This is a genomic window from Shewanella sp. SR1, from assembly GCF_020447145.1.
GTDB lineage: Bacteria > Pseudomonadota > Gammaproteobacteria > Enterobacterales > Shewanellaceae > Shewanella > Shewanella baltica.
In genome coordinates, this window is the sequence record NZ_JAJAEF010000005.1 from 153,482 (window position 1) to 173,106 (window position 19,625).

Genomic DNA, 19,625 nt, shown 5'->3' on the forward strand with positions numbered 1-19,625 from the left:
CAGCCAAAACACGGGTGACAAGCGTTAGTAAGCTTAGTATACTTCCTCCCGCTTCAGGTAATGACGATTACCTTAAGTCGGCCCCTTAGCTCAGTTGGTTAGAGCACACGACTCATAATCGTTAGGTCCACGGTTCAAGTCCGTGAGGGGCCACCAATTTTGATAAGGCGTAGCAGGTTAGTAACCGCTACGCCTTTTTCATATCTAAGCATTACATGTAAAGTAATGTTCTAAGCCACAACAGTGCTTCTCTTGTATATCTAGAGAAACTTTTTAGCCCTAAGTTTATAAGAGCTTTCAGAAAAAGCATCACAAAGGAAATATGATGAAAAAACTTGGTTTACTTCTAACATCAGTGGCAATGCTAACTATTTCAGGCTGTACTGTACGAGTTGCAGATCTGACTGTTGGAAGTACTAAAAACTTCGATTTAAATTCAGGTAATCTCGTTAAGGGCGCACGTGTAACGGGTGAAGACTCATACCCTGTTTTTATTTTCCCTTTTGGAATACCGAATGTTAAAACAGCTATGGATAAAGCTATCGAGACTGAAACATGTGCTGTTGGCCTTACAGATCTTGTCGTTACTCAACTTAACCACTCATTCCTTATTGGTTCTATTGGTATGAGAGTTGAGGGTGACCTTATCATTGATAAGAACAAAGCTGGTTGCGAGAATAAAGGCGTCTAACAACGACTTTAAGTATTTGTAACTATCTTAAATTATAGTTTTTTATAGTACTTATAATAAAAATAGGCCCTTTGATCAGTGCTTAACCAACAACACAATCAAAGAGCCTATTTAAAATCAATGCGCTAATTCAGTAAACCTCTGCGTGCTAGGTTTTTAACTTACCTAACTGCTCATGCTGCTGCTTCACTAAGTTTGCTAAAACTACACTGCTTTGCTGTGCTTCACCCGCAAGACGTGCAAGCTCAGAAGCAGAGTCAGAAATCCCTGTGATATTGCGATTAACCTCTTCAGTCACCGCACTCTGCTCTTCTGCGGCGGCGGCAATATGGGTCACTTGGCCCGAAATTTCCCCAATCTGACTCACCATTGAATTCAATGAGTTTAACGCTTGCTCAGTTTGAGATACGGCCATTTGTGCCCGCTCAGCGCCTTTATCTATGATGCCAGAAGCGCTTTGGACCTCTTTTTGCAGTGCGTCGATCAGGGTACTAATGTCGTTCGTCGAGCTCTGAGTCTTAGATGCTAGCGCGCGGACTTCGTCAGCAACCACAGCAAAGCCTCGTCCCTGCTCACCCGCCCTTGCAGCTTCAATCGCCGCATTGAGTGCCAACAGGTTAGTCTGTGCGGCAATGGAGCTTATCACCTCAAGGATACGACTGATGTTCATACTGCTTTCAGCCACTTTACTCACCGCCAGCTTAGCCTCCATAGACTCCTGAGACATAGTCGCGACAAAACCCATTGCCTTAGTCAGGCTCTCTTCGCTATGACGAATATTGCGCGACATAGCTTCAGTTTCAGCCGCAGTTTGCTCAGACGCCTTAGCAACTTCAAGTGCAGTAGCACTCATTTGGTTCACAGCCGTTACCACACTCTCAATTTCACCGTACTGACGATTCACACTGTCACGGGTGAGCTGCGCAATTTTCGCCGAGGCTTGGCTTTCCTCCTGAGAGCGGCTCGCAAGCGTTTTCAGTTCGGCAATCAAATTTTTAAGTTTATAAATAAAGGAATTGAAACCTTTCGCTAGCGCAATCAATTCAGCATGGGAATCAACCTCAATCGATTGCGTTAAATCGCCATCGGCACTCGCAAGGTGCTCTACCCGGCCTTGGATCATTCTCAATGGTGAGATAATGCTACGGATCACTAAGCTAATGGTAATCACAGCGGCAATCGATACCACAATACCCACGATCAGCAGCAAACTTCCTAAGGAAGTCGCCATCTCATCCATATCATTATTTAGCTCAATCGAGCTCTTATACGCCTGTGCAGTCGGCACTTGGATAACCAAGGACCACTCGGCATTCGCTAGCGGGATCTTAATGGGATAGGCAACAATAATTTCATCATCGTTAACCATGTAGCCGGAATTCTTGTGCAGAGAGATGATTTGCGAAGCGAGAGTAGGATTTATCGACTCAGCTAATGGACGCGCCTTTTTACTGTAATGACTGGCCGCGACCACTAAACCGCGGGTGCTCAGCAAAGTGACTTTCGCTTGTCCATCGTAGAGGCTTTTGGATAACTTATCGATAAGGGTTTGAAACACTGGCAAGTTTACATCTACACCGACTATACCGATAAATTGCTTATGTTTAAGCACGGGCACAGTCAACGAGGTCATTAATGCCTTGTTACCTGGGGTGATCTCGTATAAATACGGCTCCATCAAACAAGGTTTTAAGGTTTCTTTACCACATAAATACCATTCAGCATCACGGATCCCAAACTCATTTAAGCTAGTGAGGTACTTTTCTGCCGAATCTTCAACTTGGTTATGCTCCACAGTGCCATCGTCGTTACGGGTGTAATAGACCTCTAGAGCGCCAGATGTCGCCACACTGTGACTGACATTCACATTCAAAAACTCACTGTCGAGCCCATCATAACCATTAGGTTCGAACTGGGCATACATGGAAGAGACTTGCGCATTCTTCTTCAGCACTGCCGCCACTGCGAGTTCTAAGCGGTCACGTTTTAAGGGTAATTCCTCGGCAGTACTTTCAAGCATACCCGCAAAAGAGAAAGGAATTCGGTAGGCTTCATTGATAAATCCGGCGACCATTTCACCATATTCACCGGCGCGGGCTTCGAGTTTATCCCGCGTTTCCGTTTGTAGGGTATTTTGAACTTGATCCGACAATTGTGCGTTTTGAGCCGACAGCGTCCACCATAAACTGATAGATAAAATAGCCACTATCGATAAAAATAATGCTGATGTAATCCACAACAACTTAGTACTGATGGACAAATGCTTCATCTAGTAAACTCCCAAGAGAACGACAATAGCGTAATTATTATGATCTAATTCATTTTTATACTTTCTACCCAGCATTAAAAATAGCACTTAGCGTAAGAATTACCAGCACTTAAGATAAAGATTTGATAATGAAATGTAAAACTTTAGAATGACAAAATCAAAAAAAAGGCCAAATTCAAATAAATGAATTCGGCCTTAAATATCAAACACTATTTCAAATTAAGGTTAAAGTTAGCGTCCCCACAACCAAGCGGCACCACGTACGCCCGATGAAGCGCCATAACAGTTTTTAACAACCGGAGTGTGACACTCACGGCCAACCACATATCGCGGTAAAACTTTTGGCAATTCAGTGTAAATGGCATCGATGTTGGACACTCCGCCGCCAAGGACGATAACATCTGGATCCATCATATTGATCACATGGGCCAATGAGCGGGCTAAACGATCAATAAAGCGATCAAAAGCTTGAGTCGCCAGCGGATCGCCTGCTTGCATCATTTGGGCGATTTCAATACCGCTGTCAGCAACGCCACCTGCGGCGCGAAAATCGCGTACAAAACCCGTCCCTGAGATAAACGTCTCGATACAGTCTCTGTTACCACAAAAACACGTCGTGGTATTAAATTCATCGGCTTTCATCCAAGGTAAAGGATTATGACCCCACTCACCGCCGATGCCATTACCACCATCATGCACTTGGCCTTTGATGGCGATACCTGCACCACATCCAGTACCAATAATGGCGCCAAAGACCACTGACTTGCCAGCAGCTGCGCCATCGACCGCTTCTGATACGGCAAAACAGTTAGCATCATTAGCGATTTTCACCTTACGGTTTAATCGAGCGCCTAGATCCACATCGAGGGGATGGCCATTGATCCACGTTGAATTGGCATTTTTAACTAGGCCAGTAAAAGGGGAAATCACCCCAGGAATACCTATGCCTATTGTGGCGGTTTGTTGCAGACTCTCTTCGACTTCTGTCACGAGTGCGACTAATGCATCGACTGTCGCAACATATTCTCTTGGCGTTGGGATGCGTTTACGAAACACTTCTTTACCATCGTCATCCAATGCGACTAACTCGATTTTTGTGCCGCCAAGATCGATACCAATTCGTAACATCAACTTACTCCATCTCAATATATTTAACGCAAAGCGGCTCATTAACAGCTTGATACATTCCTGTAAATGTAGGGACTCTACGGAAGTAAAAAATCTTAATTTTAAAGTTATCTAAATTAGGATAGCCAAACGCACTATTCCCTCTGCTCTAACATCAATCAACCTCAATATAATCAAAAATAGGTTAGTTGATAAATACTTACCATTATCAGTTTATCTATTCACACAGCAACTGATGGAAAGGTTAAAACTCAAAATGATCATGCTAACGTGACGAGCTGCCGCTAAAAACGAGCCATATATCATTATCTTCTCACAAAATTACGGTTTAAATTGTTGCCAATTCTGCATTCTCTGTTTCACATTAGCGGACTGTCGCATGAGTTAAATTCAGGTCTTTCAACTGGCAATGTTAAGTCGCTTTCTTAAAATGCCTTGTTAAGTTTATCACTCGAACGTATTGAGTTGATAAGATAATAACTATGTCTGAAAAAATTAAACCCTCAGTCCGCTAACTCAGCGATACATAAAGTGTTATCTCACTGTTACTGACGCTGACGACTTTAGGTTTAGCTGGATTTATTGACGTCCCCAAAATCGTTGTTAACACCGCCCAAAGCCTTAAACACACATTAAAATTCATCAATTCATTTGTAACAAAGTCTGTTTTGCCAGTCTCTGCCATTGGTTTGCTTGGGTTATCGCCTTATACTTTTGAGCTCAAATATTAAAACAACAATGTTGGAAGCAAGCGATATGACTATTGGGACTGCTCCGGTAAGTAAAACACATTCATTTATGACAGTGTCTCTTATCGAATTATGGGAACGCTTTGGTTATTACGGCATGCAAGCGCTGATTGTGTACTTTATGGTGCAGCGCCTTGGCTTTGATGACTCACGTGCAAACTTAGTATGGAGTGCCTGTGCGGCGCTCATTTATGTATCACCGGCGATTGGTGGTTGGGTTGGGGATAAGATCCTCGGCACTAAACGCACTATGCTGCTCGGCGCGGGGATTTTGTCTCTGGGTTATGCGCTGATGGCCGTACCCACTGAAAATACGTGGTTTATGTTTTCAGCGCTCGGCGTGATTGTGGTCGGTAACGGCCTGTTCAAACCCAATGCCGGTAACTTAGTTCGTAAAATTTACGAAGGTGACGATTCTAAAATCGACAGTGCGTTTACCATCTATTATATGGCGGTCAACGTTGGCTCGACCTTCTCTATGTTGCTGACGCCTTGGATTAAAGATTATGTCAACGCCCAGTATGGCAACGAGTTTGGCTGGCATGCCGCCTTTGCCGTGTGTTGTGTCGGCATATTGGTGGGGTTAGGCAACTATGCACTTATGCGTAAGAGTTTAGTCCATTACGGTTCTGAGCCAGATACTCGCCCAGTGAACAAGAAAAGCCTCGCGATAGTATTAGCTCTAGCCGCGTTGTCAGTAGTCGCTTCGGCCATTATTCTTGAATACGAAGCGGTTGCCCGTGTCTTTGTTTACGCCGCAGGCGTAGCCGTATTGGCCATTTTCTTCCACTTGATCCGCACCAGCGAAACCAGTGAACGAGCGGGACTGATTGCGGCGCTGATCCTCACAGTACAAACCGTGTTCTTCTTTATCTTCTATCAGCAAATGTCGACGTCATTAGCGCTGTTTGCCCTGCGTAACGTGGACTGGGATTTCCAAATCTTTGGTACCCATTTGTGGACTTGGTCTCCGGCCCAGTTCCAAGCATTAAATCCATTATGGATTATGGTGTTAAGTCCAATCTTGGCTTGGAGTTATTCGTGGGCGGGTCGTAATGATAAAGACTTCTCTATTGCGGCAAAATTTGCCCTCGGTTTTGCCGTCGTCGCTATCGGCTTCTTTATCTATGGCTTTGCCGGACAATTCGCCGTCAACGGTAAAACCTCTTCATGGATCATGATCTGGGGCTATGCCTCTTACTCTTTAGGCGAATTGCTGGTGAGTGGTCTTGGTCTTGCCATGATTGCCCGCTACGTACCTGCGCGTATGGGCGGCTTTATGATGGGCGCCTATTTCGTCGCCTCAGGTATTTCACAGTATCTGGGCGGTGTGGTCGCTAACTTCGCCAGTGTACCAAAAGATTTAGTCGATCCACTGCAAACCTTACCCGTATACACCAGCCTATTTAATAAATTGGGTATCGCGGCTGTGGTCTGTACCTTTATCGCCCTTGCGGTATTGCCGCTAATGCGTCGCCTGACTGAGACTCACCATTCACATAATAATACTGAGAATGAAAGTGCTGCGGCATCGCTAAGGGATGTGAAAGCCGAACAGTAATGCTCGACTGACAATAGCGATTTATCTATTGCATAACATCAACTGCCGATAGCCCTGCTATCGGCAGTTTTCTATCACTTCACTTAGTTATACCCTTGTGTTGCAACTCATAACCAAATGAACTGTAGCAAACCTCACCCAATCCCGCAGTGACAGGCCTAGCGCTGAGTTGCTGAGAATAAGATCTTCAGTTCCACATTATCGTCCCTCACGCTGGGATGACTTCACCGTCTCGATTTGTTACAAAGCAAGTATGGACTCGGACGCATCTGGTTTAATAGCGCTGCTCAAGTGCAAACTCAAATTGACATGACTAATGAAATAACGAAGGGGGAAAAGAGTTAGCCGTTCAAGCTTGAGAAGCGCGGTACTTAGCCCCATATCAATATCACTGAATACCTTTTATTCATCAAGACTGAGCCGTTAACGCTTGTTCTTCGCTATCCGCCTAACAATGCCACTAGCAATGCGACTTACACAGTTAGCGCAGAATGTTTTCGCTAGCAAAAGACGGCAGTCACTTGGAGACACTATGTCACAACCGACATCAATATTGGCCGATATTCCCTTCTCGCTACTGGAACTCGCGCCCATGCGCCAAGGTTCGACTGTGGGTGAAACGCTGCACAACAGTTTGCAGTATGCCAAGGAAGCCGATCGCCTCGGCTTTAATCGTTTTTGGTTTGCCGAACACCACAATATGCCCGGTATCGCCAGCGCGGCGACCTCAGTATTAATTGGTTATATTGCTGGCAATACGCAGCGTATTCGCGTCGGCGCGGGTGGCATTATGCTGCCAAACCATGCGCCATTAGTGGTCGCCGAACAGTTCGGCACCCTTGAAAGTCTCTATCCTGGTCGTATCGATTTAGGACTGGGACGCGCACCCGGCAGCGATCAAGTTACCAGCCGAGCACTGAACCGCGATACCAGTCGCGCCGAACAATTCCCTGAAGAAGTCAGTGAATTACAAACCTTACTCGGCCCTTACAATGGTCGCCATGCGGTGCGAGCGATTCCTGGAGAAGGCACTAATGTGCCGATTTGGTTATTGGGCTCAAGTCTCTTTAGCGCGCAGTTAGCGGCGCAGCGCGGTTTGCCCTATGTGTTTGCGGGCCACTTTGCCCCACGTTTTCTTTACGATGCGATTGAAATCTATCGTCGCGACTTTAAACCTTCTCAAGTGCTTGATAAGCCCTATGTGATGTTAGGTTTGCCGCTCGTTGCCGCCGACACTGATGAAGAGGCGCAATTTCTGGGCACGACCTCGAAACAGCGCGTGCTGGCACTTATCCGTGGTCACGAGTTATGGTTAAAACCTCCGGTTGAAACAATGGATGGCTTATGGAGTGCGCAGGAAGAAACCTATGTCGATAATTTCTTAGGTTTATCTGTCATTGGCGGCCCAGCGACGATTAAACATCGTTTGGAAATGATCGTCAAAGAACTTGGCGTGAATGAGTTTATCTTCACCAACGACTTGTACGATCTTGATAAACGCAAAAAAGCGCTGCAGATCCTAATGGAGATTAAACAGTAGCGATTCAGTAAACTGACTCGTGCTGAAAGCCATTGGCAGTAAAAATGGCAAACGCCAAAACAATCGCAACTTCCATAAAAAATCCCGCCGAAGCGGGATTTGTATTATGTAAAACTATCATCTAAAACAGCTTTATATCAAAGCAAAATTAGCTTTTCAGTACGGCATCGAAGCTGGCTTTGAGGATACCAAGGCCTGCATCAATTTGTGCATCCGGCGCGGTTAATGGCACCAAAATACGCAGCACATTACCGTAAGTGCCGCAGGATAATAAAATCAATCCACGGTCACGGGCATCAGCCAACACTTGCGCGCAATAGTGCGGTGCAGGCTTGCCATCTTCCATTAATTCAATGGCGATCATCGCGCCTAAACCACGCACATCGGCGATTTGTGCATGCTCGACTTGCATCACATTCAATGCAGACTTAATGCGCCTACCTATGGTATTGGCACGATCTAACAGTTTTTCTTCTTCAAACACTTCAATGACAGCAAGCGCTGCGGCGCACGCTAACGGGCTGCCACCATACGTACCGCCAAGACCACCCGGACCAATCGCACCCATCACTTGCGCGCGGCCAGTAATGCCAGAAAGTGGGAAACCACCCGCAATAGATTTAGCAAAAGTGGTGATATCCGCACTCACACCCATTTGCTCCATGGCAAAGAAAGTGCCAGTACGGCCAGCCCCCGTTTGCACTTCATCGGCGATCAGCATAATGCCTTCACGATCACACAATGCCCGCAACCGCTGCATAAAAGCAGGTGATGCGGCATAAAAACCACCCTCGCCCTGTACTGGCTCTAAAATAATGGCGGCAATATCACTTGGCTCGGCATCATTTTTAAAGATACGTTCAATCGAAGCCATAGCATCATCATCGGACACGCCGTGCATCTCGCAGGGGAATTCGGCGCGGAACACATTCGCCGACATCAGCCCCATACCTTTACTGTAAGGCGCGACTTTTCCGGTCAGTGCCAAGGCTGCTATAGTGCGACCATGGTAGCCAGAGGTAAACGCAATCACGCCAGCACGTTTGGTATAGGCACGCGCCACTTTAACTGCGTTTTCAACCGCTTCTGAACCACTAGTGAATAATGCTGTCTTCTTGGCAAAATCCCCAGGCACCAGTTGATTGAGCTTTTCACACACTTGGATATAGCTCTCGTAACCGAGCACCATAAAACAAGTATGAGAGAAATTATCCAGCTGAGCCGCAACCGCCGCCTTCACTTTAGGGTGAAGATGACCGGTATTAAGCACAGCAATGCCGCCCGCAAAATCGATAAACTCGCGCCCTTCAACATCCCACACGGTCGCGTTTTCGGCGCGCGCGGTAAAGATTGGGTGAATTTGCCCGACACCACCCGCAACTGCGGCTTGGCGACGTGCCATCAATGAATCATTGGTTGTTGTCATTTAGTGTTCCTCACACGCCAAATCGGACCGTATTAAACGGACATGCAGATGTACTTCATTTCTAAATATTCTTCGATGCCGTACTTAGAACCTTCGCGGCCCAGTCCAGAGGATTTCATCCCGCCAAAGGGTGCGACTTCCGTCGAAATCAAACCAGTGTTGACCCCAACCATGCCGTATTCCAAGGCTTCGGCGACTTTCCACACCAGTGAAATATCGCGGCCATAGAAATAAGCGGCAAGGCCAAATTCAGTATCGTTAGCCTGTTTAATCACATCGTCGACATCGCTGAATTTAAACAGCGGCGCGAGTGGACCAAAGGTTTCTTCGCGGGCAACGAGCATGCTTTTATCAACGTTAGTAAGCACGGTTGGCTCGAAGAAATTACCGCCAAGGTCGTGGACTTTACCGCCAGCGAGCACAGATGCACCTTTGGCGATGGCATCGATAAGGTGACTTTGCACTTTTTCGACCGCGGCAGCATTGATCAACGGACCCGTAGTGACGCCCTCGTTGATGCCCTCTCCAACCTTAAGCTTGCCCACTGCAGTGCTGAGTTTTAAGGCGAACTCGTCGTATACGCCATCTTGCACATAAATGCGGTTAGCGCAGACACAGGTTTGGCCGGCATTACGATATTTAGCAATCATGGCGCCTTCGACAGCGGCATCGATATTGGCATCGTTAAACACGATAAATGGTGCATTGCCGCCAAGCTCTAGCGACAGTTTTTTTAAGGTAGGCGCACATTGCGCCATTAATTTAATACCGATATTGGTTGAGCCAGTGAAAGACAGCTTACGCACTATCGGGTTGCTGCACATTTCATTACCAATCTGCACCGCATCACCCGTTAACACACTAAATACGCCCGCAGGAATACCGGCACGCTTAGCGAGTTCAGCCATCGCTAATGCGGTAAATGGTGTTTGGTGCGCCGGTTTTACCACCATAGTGCAACCCGCAGCTAACGCTGGAGCGGCTTTGCGGGTGATCATAGCCGCAGGAAAGTTCCACGGCGTTATCGCGGCAGTTACACCGACAGGCTGCTTGATCACCATCAAGCGCTTATCCCCTTGATGTCCGGGAATGGTATCGCCATAAATACGTTTCGCTTCTTCGGCAAACCACTCGATAAACGAAGCGGCATAGGTTACTTCACCTTTGGCTTCTGCTAGCGGTTTACCCTGCTCAGTCGTCATGAGCAATGCTAAGTCATCACTATTTTCATTGAGTAATTCAAACCAACGCCTTAACTTAGCGCCGCGCTCTTTGGCTGTGAGCGCTCGCCATGCAGGTAAAGCCGCTTCTGCCGCCTTAATCGCCATCTCAGTTTCAACTTGTCCCATATTAGGAACATGACCAATCAGGGCATTGGTTGCGGGATTAACCACCTTTAGCGTGTCACCAGAAACGGCATCACACCATTGACCATTAATAAAAGACTGTTGATGTAGCAAACTCGGATCATTTAATTGCACAAGGATTTCCTCGTATTGTGAAGCTACCTAGCTTCTTAAAAGTGATGATATTAGAGACCCAGTTTGTCTCTTAACGTGTAATACCAAGCTCCGATAGCACTAAAAGGGACGCGAAGTGCGTGACCACCGGGGAATGGATAATGTGGCAATGCAGCAAAGGCGTCGAAGCGCGTGGCTTGGCCGTTGAGCATTTCGGCCAGTAACTTGCCTGCCAGATGGGTATAAGTGACACCGTGGCCACTGCAACCCTGTGAATAATAGATGTTCTTACCGATACGACCGACCTGTGGCAGGCGCGATAGCGTCAGTAGGAAGTTACCCGTCCACGCATAATCGATCTTCACATCTTTTAATTGCGGGAAGGTTTTAAGCATGTTCGGAATAATGATCGACTTAATGTCCGCCGGATCGCGGGCGCCATACACTACGCCGCCGCCGTAAATCATCCGCTTGTCGCCAGACAGGCGGAAATAATCGAGCAGATAGTTACAGTCTTCGACGCAGTAATCCTGCGGTAATAAGCTCGCCGCCAGATCGTCGCTCAAAGGCTCAGTGGTAATCACTTGCGTGCCGCAGGGCATAGATTTCGCCTGCAGCTCTGGCATTAACTTACCTAAATAAGCATTACCCGCCACGACCACAAACTTGGCTTTGACACTGCCCTGCGCCGTATGCACAACTGGGCTATCGCCTTCATCGACACTCAGCACTGCTGAGTCTTCAAAAATCTTGCCGCCGAGGGATTCGACCGCGCGCGCTTCGCCAAGAGCTAAGTTAAGCGGGTGAATATGGCCGCCGCTTTTATCGAGCAGACCACCGACATAGCGCTCAGTATTTACCACACCGCGAATGCCTTTGGCATCGAGAAGTTCGAGCTGATTAACATGACCGTGGCTTTCCCACAGTTGCTTTTGATGGCGCAGATGACCCATTTGTTTTTCGTTCATCGCGGCAAACACGCCACCATCTTTTAGATCGCATTGAATGTTGTACTTAGCAATCCGATCGCGGATGATTTTCCCGCCCTCAAAAGCCATTTGGCCAAAGAGTTTACCTTGTTCTTTGCCGACTGTTTTTTCAATAGTATCAATGTCACGGCTAAAACTATTGACGATTTGTCCGCCATTACGGCCCGAGGCGCCCCAGCCAATGCGAGCGGCTTCTAACACCACCACACTAAAGCCAGATTCTAATAAATGCAGCGCGGCAGAAAGGCCCGTATAACCCGCGCCAATCACACAAACATCGGCTTCAATCGATTCCTGTAGACACGGACGTTCAACCTTATCGTTGGCCGATGCCGCATAATATGATCCAGCGTGAGCTATGGCAGACATGTTGTTCCCTTGAATTCTAATGTTCATTATTTTAAACAGCCATCACATCCTACACCTTCAGAAAACGAAACACTAGCCAGAAAAGTGCAATAATTTACATTTTGTTTGATATTTCAAACACGCAATAATCTTAAGCTCAATGATGTCATGCTACTTAAGCTTAGCGATGTCATATTAATGGTGTCGAGTCGCAGAACAAGCCTGCAAAGCGAAGCGGATGATGGGAGCGGTGACAATTAACAAGGGTGGCTTTGGCGATACCAAAGCCACCCCAAGATTAAGCAAACTAGTTCATCGGTGTGCGGTCGCGTTTCTCTGCCCGCCTTGCCATATACCAAGACAAGAAGGCGATTAACGAAACACACAGAATGATCAGTGTCGCTAAAGCGTTGATCTTAGGCGAAACCCCTAAACGTACCGAGGAGAACACCACCATAGGTAGCGTCGTTGCACCTGGGCCCGAGGCAAAGCTTGCGATCACTAAATCGTCCAAGGACAAACTGAATGACAACAACCAACCCGCCACCAGCGCCGGCGAAATCATAGGCACTGTGATGAGGAAGAAGGTCTTCAGCGGTGTTGCCCCTAAGTCCATTGCCGCTTCTTCGATAGACATGTCCAGCTCGCGCAATCTTGACGACACAACCACAGCCACATAGGCAGCGCAGAAGGTCGAATGCGCAATCCACACAGTTAACATCCCGCGCTCTTTCGGCCAACCAAACAAGTCGGCCATGTGCACAAATAGCAGTAGCAAAGACAGACCTGTGATCACCTCTGGCATAACCAGTGGTGCTGTGATCATGTTCGATAATGTCAGCTTCGCCCATGAACGCTTAAAGCGCGTCATCACAAAAGCCGCCATAGTGCCAATAATCACCGCCATGGTTGAGCTATAAAAGGCAATCCGCAAACTGGTCCATACTGCGTCTAAAATCTGTTGGTCTTGAAATAACTCGCCATACCATTTAGGTGAAAATCCGCCCCATACCGTCACTAATTTAGAGTCGTTAAAGGAGTAAATCACCAGCACTAACATAGGTGCATAAAGGAAGAACAAGCCAAACCACAACATCGCTGAAGAAAAACTTAACTTTTTCATAGGTCTTTCTCCAAACTACGCGCCTGATAGCGATGGAATAAGGTAATAGGAATAATCAATAAGCCCAGCATTACAATCGCCAGTGACGAAGCCACAGGCCAGTCGCGGTTATTGAAGAATTCTTGCCATAAGACTCGACCTATCATTAAGGAATCTGGACCACCGAGTAACTCAGGGATCACAAACTCACCCACGGCAGGAATAAACACCAACATAGAACCGGCAATCACACCGCTTTTTGACAGCGGAAAAGTGATTTTCCAAAAGGTATTTAAACGGCTTGAGCCTAAGTCAGACGCTGCTTCAATCAAACTCATATCGAGTTTCACTAAGGTGGCGTACAAGGGCAAAATCATAAAAGGTAAATACGCATAGATAATGCCGATATACACGGCAATATTGGTATTGAGGATTTGTAATGGCTCAGAGATGATTCCCAGCCACATCAGCGAATGGTTGATGATCCCTGTGTTACTTAAGATCCCCATCCAAGCGTAAACCCGGATTAAAAATGAGGTCCAAGAAGGCAACATGACTAACAGCAGCAATACGGTTTGCAAACGCGCTGGCGCACGGGCAATCGCATAGGCCATTGGATAGCCAATAATCAAACAGCCGATGGTCGAAATTAACGCCATTTTCAATGAGCTGAGATACGCCATGTAATACAGCGAATCATCAAGCAACATCAAATAGTTACCAAAATGCAGGAAGATATTTAATACATCATCGGCATATTGGAACGTGGCTTCATAGGGTGGGATCGCAATCGCCGCCGTCGAAAAACTCAGTTTAAGGACAATCGCAAATGGCAAGGCGAAGAACAATAACAGCCAAGCATAGGGTATCCCTATGGTCCAAATGCGGCCTTTGAGCCACTTTAATTTAGTCGGTATCTTCATGATCTCAACACCACGCCACTGGTGTCCTCCCAACTGATGAACACTTCGTCATCCCATGTGGCATGATCGGCGCGGCGTTCACGGTTAGTCATACTGCACTGTACTATTTGACCATTCTCTAAACGAATGTAATACACTGAAATACCGCCTAAATACGCGATATCGTGTACGATTCCTTTCGCCCAGTTGTACTGACCTTCAGGCTGTTCACGGCTAATGATAGTCTTTTCCGGACGCACAGCGAGCCACACATTCTTGTCTTCTACGTTGGTCGACACACCGTAACCGACATAAAAAGATTGAGCCAACTCATTAGGTTTAATGATCAAATGGTCGACTTCATCCACTTCAATCGCGCCACCAAACAAGTTCACAGTGCCGATAAACTCGGCAATCATGCGGCTGTTCGGGCTTTCGTAAATATCCATGGGCGAGCCAGTTTGGGCAATCCAACCGTCGCTCATAATGGAAATGCGTCCCGCCATTGTCATGGCTTCTTCCTGATCGTGGGTCACCATCACGCAGGTCACACCGACACGCTCAAGAATTTCCACCACTTCGAGTTGCATCTGGGTACGCAGTTTTTTGTCCAATGCGCCCATAGGCTCATCGAGCAGTAATAATTTCGGCCGTTTTGCCAGTGAACGGGCCAAGGCTACACGCTGACGTTGACCACCGGATAACTGATGCGGCTTACGTTTACCGTATTGCTCCATGTGTACTAGCTTGAGCATGTCTTGTACGCGCTGCTCAATCTCGGCCTTAGGTAACTTGTCTTGCTTCAAACCAAAGGCAATGTTTTGTGCCACTGTCATGTGGGGAAACAAAGCATAGGATTGGAACATCATATTGATCGGACGTTCATAGGGAGGTAAATCTGTGATGTCTTCGCCATCGAGGAAAATACGGCCAGAGGTGGGCTTTTCAAATCCCGCTAACATACGCAATAACGTCGACTTACCCGAGCCTGAGCCGCCGAGTAAAGCAAAGATTTCGCCTTTATTGATGGTTAATGACACGTCGTCGACAGCCCGCACGTCATCGAATAACTTGCTTACCCGCTCAATTCTGAGCAGTACTTTTTCTTGCGTCTTTGTTGTCGGTTTATTGGTGACGCCCGAGGTGATTGCCATAGTACTTCTCCACCCGAAAATGATGCGTCAATACGCTCAAACTCTGGGTTCAACACGATTAATGAATGAAAAGAGGTTAACCAAACTGTGTCAAATCCTATACGTGGATGAACTATGCATAGGATTGGACATAGCAAGTCTGCCAAGCTAGGGGCAAGCTAGGCTTGCCCCTTATCGACTATTGTCCTGACTTCACTTTGGTCCAAACACGGGTTAATACGCGTTGGATTTTCAAAGGACGGATTTCACCAATATAAAGTTTATCTAACACTTCTTGCGGTGGATAAATCGCGGGATCGGTGCGGATAGCCTCATCAACCAGAGGTTGGGCAGGATCGTTCGGGTTAGCATAGGCCACATAGTTAGAGATAGGCGCTATGACTTCTGGACGGAGGAAATAGTTAATCAGCGTCAGTGCATTATCTGCGTTAGTCGAATCCGCTGGGATAGCTAACATATCAAACCACAGGTTGGCGCCTTCTTTTGGAATCGAGTAACCAATCTTATTGCCATTACCCGCCTCTTCAGCACGTGCTTTAGCTTGGAATACGTCGCCAGAGAAACCAAAGGCCACACAAATGTCACCGTTTGCTAAGTCAGAAATATAGCGAGATGAGTGGAAATAGGTCACGTAAGGACGGATTTTTTCCAGTAACTCACCGGCTTTTTCATAATCGCTTGGGTTGGAGCTGTTAGGATCTAAACCTAAATAAATCAGTGCTTGAGGCACCATATCGTCGGCAGAGTCCAGCATAGCAAAGCCACACTTAGAGATTTTTTCAGCATATTTAGGATTGAAGATCAGTTCCATTGAGTTGAATGGCGCATCTTCACCCACAGCCGCTTTCACTTTATCTATGTTGTAACCAATACCATTGGTTCCCCATAAATAAGGCACGGCATACTGGTTACCCGGATCGGCTTTCTCAAGTAGCTTCATCAGGGCTGGATTTAAATTTTTGAAATTAGGTAGCTTAGCGCGATCTAAAGGTTTGAAAGCACCCGCTTTGATTTGCTTAGCGAGAAAGTGGTTAGAAGGAACAACGATATCGTAGCCACTACGACCAGACAGTAATTTAGCCTCAAGCACTTCGTTACTATCGAACACATCGTAAATCACCCGAATGCCCGTTTCTTTCTTGAAGTTGTCTAAGGTATCTTCCGCGATATAATCTGACCAGTTATACACGCGAACCACTTCTTCCGCTTGGGCCGCTGCGCTCGCTAATACGCTCGCAGTGACCAGAGCTAGAGTGGTCATCTTATTAAATAGCTTCATGCTTTCTCCTTTCTCGGGTAGCAGAATTGCTTAAGCAAATTCTGAAATTGTGTCACCGGGCTATCCGGATATTGTTGTTATTTTCGACCAATGCTACACCTTACAAACCGCATCGGCAGTCTCTACGGCATGAGTTCCATGCCACCTTTATATCTTGCTGCAATTTGTTAAGTATCAGGTTTCGTGCCAAATTTTTGAGGCATCGGTATTGCATTAACACTCAAAAAATTAGACTAGATATGACACTGCTTGTACATATTGCAACATTAAGGCAAATGCCTCAAGTCCCTAAGTAATCGCAAAAACCACTAAGATAAAACACATTTTAAATATGACTAACAATTAGTTAGCGACTCTATCAAACGAGCGACTTAAAACAGTTAGGCATATTTCACTTCTCTAGCGGACACGCATCTGAATTGAATAATCACTTTAATCAACAAGCCATTAAAAACCATCAGATTATTTAACAAGTGAGTTGCACCGGTTGGGTGCAATCTCACTAAAACAGTGCAAAGCTCAGTCTTGTGATTACCGATGTTAACCTCTGTTTTCCTTGGGTTAACGCGGCGACACTGTCAGTACACTCAATACAAAAACATTACACTGTGAGCAATAGGAATTCACGTTCCCATGAGCTGACCACACGGCGGAAGTTTTCAAGTTCGGCCTGTTTCACCGCCACAAAACCTGTGGTGAAGGCTTCACCTAAATACTGCTTACAGGCATCACTTTCTTCCATCGCCGCTAACGCTTCTTCTAAGGTCAGCGGTAAACAATGGGTATTGTTGCTGCGACTTTCGTTGGCTTTACCTTGCACTGGCGTCGAAGGTTTTAGCTGCTCAACCATGCCGATATAACCACACAATAAGCTCGCGGCAATTGCCAAATAACAGTTAGCATCGGCGCCGGGAATACGGTTTTCGATACGACGGTTTTGTGGCGAAGACTCTGGAATACGTAATCCACAGGTGCGGTTTTCATCGCCCCACTCTAAGTTCACTGGCGCTGAAGTGCCGGGTAGGAAACGACGGAAAGAGTTAGCATTGGGCGCCATCAGCGGCAGCAACTCAGGGATGAATTTTTGCAGACCGGCAATATACCCCAAGAATAACTGGCTCTTAGTGCCATCTTCATTGGTGAAAATATTTTTGCCCGTCTCTTTGTTGATCACACTTTGGTGAATGTGCATTGCACTGCCAGGTTCGTCAGTCACAGGTTTGGCCATAAAGGTAGCGCAAACATCGTGCTTCAGTGCCGCTTCGCGCAAGGTGCGTTTAAAGATAAAAACTTGATCAGCAAGGGACAATGGATTGCCGTGGCTGAAGTTAATCTCCATCTGCGCTGGGCCATCTTCATGGATTAAGGTATCGATATCTAAACCTTGAAGCTCACACCAATCGTACATGTCTTCAAACATAGGATCGTATTCGTTGGCAGCATCGATAGAGAAAGACTGGCGGCCCGCTTCGGGTCGACCTGAACGGCCAATTGGTGGCTTTAGGGGTAAATCGTGGTCGTCACTACGACGGGTCAAATAGAACTCCATTTCAGGAGCGATAACCGGTTCCCAGCCCTGTTCGTCATAGAGAGACAAGACTTTTTTCAATACGTTACGTGGTGACAGCTCAATCGGATTACCCATTCTGTCGTAGCAATCGTGGATCACCTGTGCCGTGGCTTCTATGGTCCAAGGCAACATAAAAACAGCGTTTTCATCAGGTACACAGACAAAATCGATGTCGGCAGCATCGAGCAAGCTGTAGTAAACATCTTCATTCACAAAATCGCCGGTGACGGTTTGTAACAGCACGCTTTCGGGCAAACGCATGCCTTTTTCATCGAGAAACTTATCGACTGGTGCAATCTTGCCGCGGGCGATGCCAGTCATGTCACTGATAACACATTCGACTTCTGTGATTTTTCGTTCTTTTAAAAAAGCGATTAGCTTATTCATTATTATTTCACTCGAGTTGTAGCCCTGCGCCGGCATGCATCACCGAAGGCATTGAAAAGGGAGAGGTAAAACGGATTTTCGCTCACCTTCCACTCTGGATGCCATTGCACACCGAGGGCAAATTCTTTAGTACCTATTACGGAGAAAGCCTCCACTAACCCATCTGGAGCATAAGCTTCTGGCCGCAACCCAACACCCAGACGCTCCACGCCTTGAGTATGCACAGAGTTGACCTCTGCAGAGTTACGGCCCCAGGCCTCGTAAATAAGCCCCCCGGGCTCAACAGTAATACTGTGAGAAGCCCCATATTGCACATCTAAGGATGCGGTTTTATCTTCTCTATGTTCAATAAAGCCACCCACCTCATATAACTTCTGGTGCAAACTGCCACCAAAGGCCACATTCATTTCTTGAAAACCGCGACAAATACCTAATACAGGTACCCCAGCAGCAATAGCAGCGTGGATCAGCGGCAAAGTCGTCGCATCACGTTTAGGATCATGGTGTGTACCAAGCTCGCTCGGTTGGCCTGCATAAAGATGGGGTTCTACATTAGAAGGAGAGCCAGTAAACAAAATACCGTCAAGACGTTCTAAAATCGCGTCTATCGGTAAATCGCCGCCTAACGATGGGATCACTAACGGCCAGCCTTTCGCGCCATTAACTACACCTAAAAGGTATTTTTCACCAACAATATTAAAGGGATGTGAACCCAGTTGTTGATTACAAGCAATAACACCTATGAGGGGCAAATCGGCTGACATATCTCACCTTTAGAATTCGTTTTACTAGCATAACGAACACTTTGTCTTTAAATGTTCATTTTTTCACACAGTACACCGAAATTTCACACTAGGCAAGAGGTTAAGCACTTGTTAAAGATTATTTCATCCACTTGTGTTTAATAAGCATAAATAACATGTAGTTAAACCTATATTTTGGTTATTTAATGTTATTTCATGTGAATAAAATAGTGCTTCAGCTGGCAAAATTCTCGCTTTTAGCAGCGTAAATTAAACCGTATTCGCGCTAAATTTGAACCAATATTATTTACACAAAGAAGAGGATAT

At 46.5% G+C, this 19,625-nt stretch carries 14 protein-coding genes and 1 tRNA gene; 4 read left to right on the top strand and 11 right to left on the bottom strand.

Annotated elements, in window-relative coordinates:
• Positions 1-79: 79 nt before the first annotated feature.
• Together KV201_RS06510 and KV201_RS06515 are read left to right on the top strand one after the other, a co-directional pair.
• Positions 80-156 (top strand) — tRNA-Ile (locus KV201_RS06510).
• A gap of 169 nt (positions 157-325) precedes the next feature.
• A complete protein-coding gene (locus tag KV201_RS06515) occupies positions 326-691 on the top strand; it encodes a hypothetical protein (RefSeq protein ID WP_226058853.1) in 366 nt (121 codons plus the stop codon).
• A 148-nt stretch (positions 692-839) separates the two neighbouring features.
• Here the strand turns inward: KV201_RS06515 and KV201_RS06520 are convergent, their stop codons facing one another.
• The gene (locus KV201_RS06520; protein WP_006085035.1) at positions 840-2,960 is read right to left on the bottom strand and encodes a methyl-accepting chemotaxis protein; all 2,121 of its coding nucleotides are present in this window, start codon (positions 2,958-2,960) and stop codon (positions 840-842) included.
• Positions 2,961-3,191: 231 nt separating this feature from the next.
• A complete protein-coding gene (gene mak / locus KV201_RS06525; RefSeq protein ID WP_226058854.1) occupies positions 3,192-4,088 on the bottom strand; it encodes a fructokinase in 897 nt (298 codons plus the stop codon).
• Between the two features lie 756 nt (positions 4,089-4,844).
• On the opposite strand from mak, the gene KV201_RS06530 reads away from it, so the two are divergent.
• Both KV201_RS06530 and KV201_RS06535 read left to right on the top strand, forming a co-directional pair.
• Positions 4,845-6,398 carry a peptide MFS transporter gene (locus tag KV201_RS06530; protein ID WP_006085023.1) on the top strand — a complete coding sequence of 518 codons (1,554 nt, stop codon included), beginning with the start codon at positions 4,845-4,847 and terminating at the stop codon, positions 6,396-6,398.
• A 532-nt stretch (positions 6,399-6,930) separates the two neighbouring features.
• Entirely contained in the window at positions 6,931-7,938 is a 1,008-nt protein-coding gene (locus KV201_RS06535) for an LLM class flavin-dependent oxidoreductase (protein WP_226058855.1), read from the top strand.
• A 148-nt stretch (positions 7,939-8,086) separates the two neighbouring features.
• Here KV201_RS06535 and gabT read toward each other — a convergent pair whose 3' ends face one another.
• The 9 genes from gabT to KV201_RS06580 form a co-directional block, all read right to left on the bottom strand.
• Positions 8,087-9,364 carry a 4-aminobutyrate--2-oxoglutarate transaminase gene (gene gabT / locus KV201_RS06540; RefSeq protein WP_226058856.1) on the bottom strand — a complete coding sequence of 426 codons (1,278 nt, stop codon included), beginning with the start codon at positions 9,362-9,364 and terminating at the stop codon, positions 8,087-8,089.
• 32 nt (positions 9,365-9,396) lie between these two features.
• Positions 9,397-10,845: an NADP-dependent succinate-semialdehyde dehydrogenase gene (gene gabD / locus KV201_RS06545; RefSeq protein ID WP_011846117.1), complete on the bottom strand. Its 1,449-nt coding sequence runs from the start codon at positions 10,843-10,845 to the stop codon at positions 9,397-9,399.
• 50 nt (positions 10,846-10,895) lie between these two features.
• Positions 10,896-12,182, bottom strand: a complete 1,287-nt coding sequence (locus KV201_RS06550; protein WP_226058857.1) for an FAD-binding oxidoreductase — start codon at positions 12,180-12,182, stop codon at positions 10,896-10,898.
• Positions 12,183-12,468: 286 nt separating this feature from the next.
• Positions 12,469-13,284 carry an ABC transporter permease subunit gene (locus tag KV201_RS06555; protein WP_006080702.1) on the bottom strand — a complete coding sequence of 272 codons (816 nt, stop codon included), beginning with the start codon at positions 13,282-13,284 and terminating at the stop codon, positions 12,469-12,471.
• A complete protein-coding gene (locus KV201_RS06560) occupies positions 13,281-14,186 on the bottom strand; it encodes an ABC transporter permease subunit (RefSeq protein WP_006080701.1) in 906 nt (301 codons plus the stop codon). Before KV201_RS06560 ends, KV201_RS06555 begins: the two co-directional genes overlap by 4 nt.
• Entirely contained in the window at positions 14,183-15,319 is a 1,137-nt protein-coding gene (gene potA, locus KV201_RS06565) for a polyamine ABC transporter ATP-binding protein (RefSeq protein ID WP_006080699.1), read from the bottom strand. Before potA ends, KV201_RS06560 begins: the two co-directional genes overlap by 4 nt.
• Before the next feature lie 178 nt (positions 15,320-15,497).
• Positions 15,498-16,598: a polyamine ABC transporter substrate-binding protein gene (locus tag KV201_RS06570; RefSeq protein WP_006080697.1), complete on the bottom strand. Its 1,101-nt coding sequence runs from the start codon at positions 16,596-16,598 to the stop codon at positions 15,498-15,500.
• Positions 16,599-17,199: 601 nt separating this feature from the next.
• Positions 17,200-18,555 (bottom strand): glutamine synthetase family protein, encoded by a 1,356-nt coding sequence (locus tag KV201_RS06575; RefSeq protein ID WP_006080696.1) that lies wholly within the window; start codon positions 18,553-18,555, stop codon positions 17,200-17,202.
• Positions 18,556-18,557: 2 nt separating this feature from the next.
• Positions 18,558-19,319, bottom strand: coding sequence for a gamma-glutamyl-gamma-aminobutyrate hydrolase family protein (locus KV201_RS06580; protein WP_006085017.1), 762 nt, complete (start codon positions 19,317-19,319; stop codon positions 18,558-18,560).
• Positions 19,320-19,625 lie beyond the last annotated feature (306 nt).

Excerpts from the sequence above, each read along its gene's own strand:
- KV201_RS06515 (WP_226058853.1), top strand. The coding sequence starts at position 326 with ATGAAAAAACTTGGTTTACTTCTAACATCAGTGGCAATGCTAACTATT.
- KV201_RS06520 (WP_006085035.1), bottom strand. The coding sequence starts at position 2,960 with ATGAAGCATTTGTCCATCAGTACTAAGTTGTTGTGGATTACATCAGCA.
- mak (WP_226058854.1), bottom strand. The coding sequence starts at position 4,088 with ATGTTACGAATTGGTATCGATCTTGGCGGCACAAAAATCGAGTTAGTC.
- KV201_RS06530 (WP_006085023.1), top strand. The coding sequence starts at position 4,845 with ATGACTATTGGGACTGCTCCGGTAAGTAAAACACATTCATTTATGACA.
- KV201_RS06535 (WP_226058855.1), top strand. The coding sequence starts at position 6,931 with ATGTCACAACCGACATCAATATTGGCCGATATTCCCTTCTCGCTACTG.
- gabT (WP_226058856.1), bottom strand. The coding sequence starts at position 9,364 with ATGACAACAACCAATGATTCATTGATGGCACGTCGCCAAGCCGCAGTT.
- KV201_RS06550 (WP_226058857.1), bottom strand. The coding sequence starts at position 12,182 with ATGTCTGCCATAGCTCACGCTGGATCATATTATGCGGCATCGGCCAAC.
- KV201_RS06555 (WP_006080702.1), bottom strand. The coding sequence starts at position 13,284 with ATGAAAAAGTTAAGTTTTTCTTCAGCGATGTTGTGGTTTGGCTTGTTC.
- KV201_RS06560 (WP_006080701.1), bottom strand. The coding sequence starts at position 14,186 with ATGAAGATACCGACTAAATTAAAGTGGCTCAAAGGCCGCATTTGGACC.
- potA (WP_006080699.1), bottom strand. The coding sequence starts at position 15,319 with ATGGCAATCACCTCGGGCGTCACCAATAAACCGACAACAAAGACGCAA.
- KV201_RS06570 (WP_006080697.1), bottom strand. The coding sequence starts at position 16,598 with ATGAAGCTATTTAATAAGATGACCACTCTAGCTCTGGTCACTGCGAGC.
- KV201_RS06575 (WP_006080696.1), bottom strand. The coding sequence starts at position 18,555 with ATGAATAAGCTAATCGCTTTTTTAAAAGAACGAAAAATCACAGAAGTC.
- KV201_RS06580 (WP_006085017.1), bottom strand. The coding sequence starts at position 19,319 with ATGTCAGCCGATTTGCCCCTCATAGGTGTTATTGCTTGTAATCAACAA.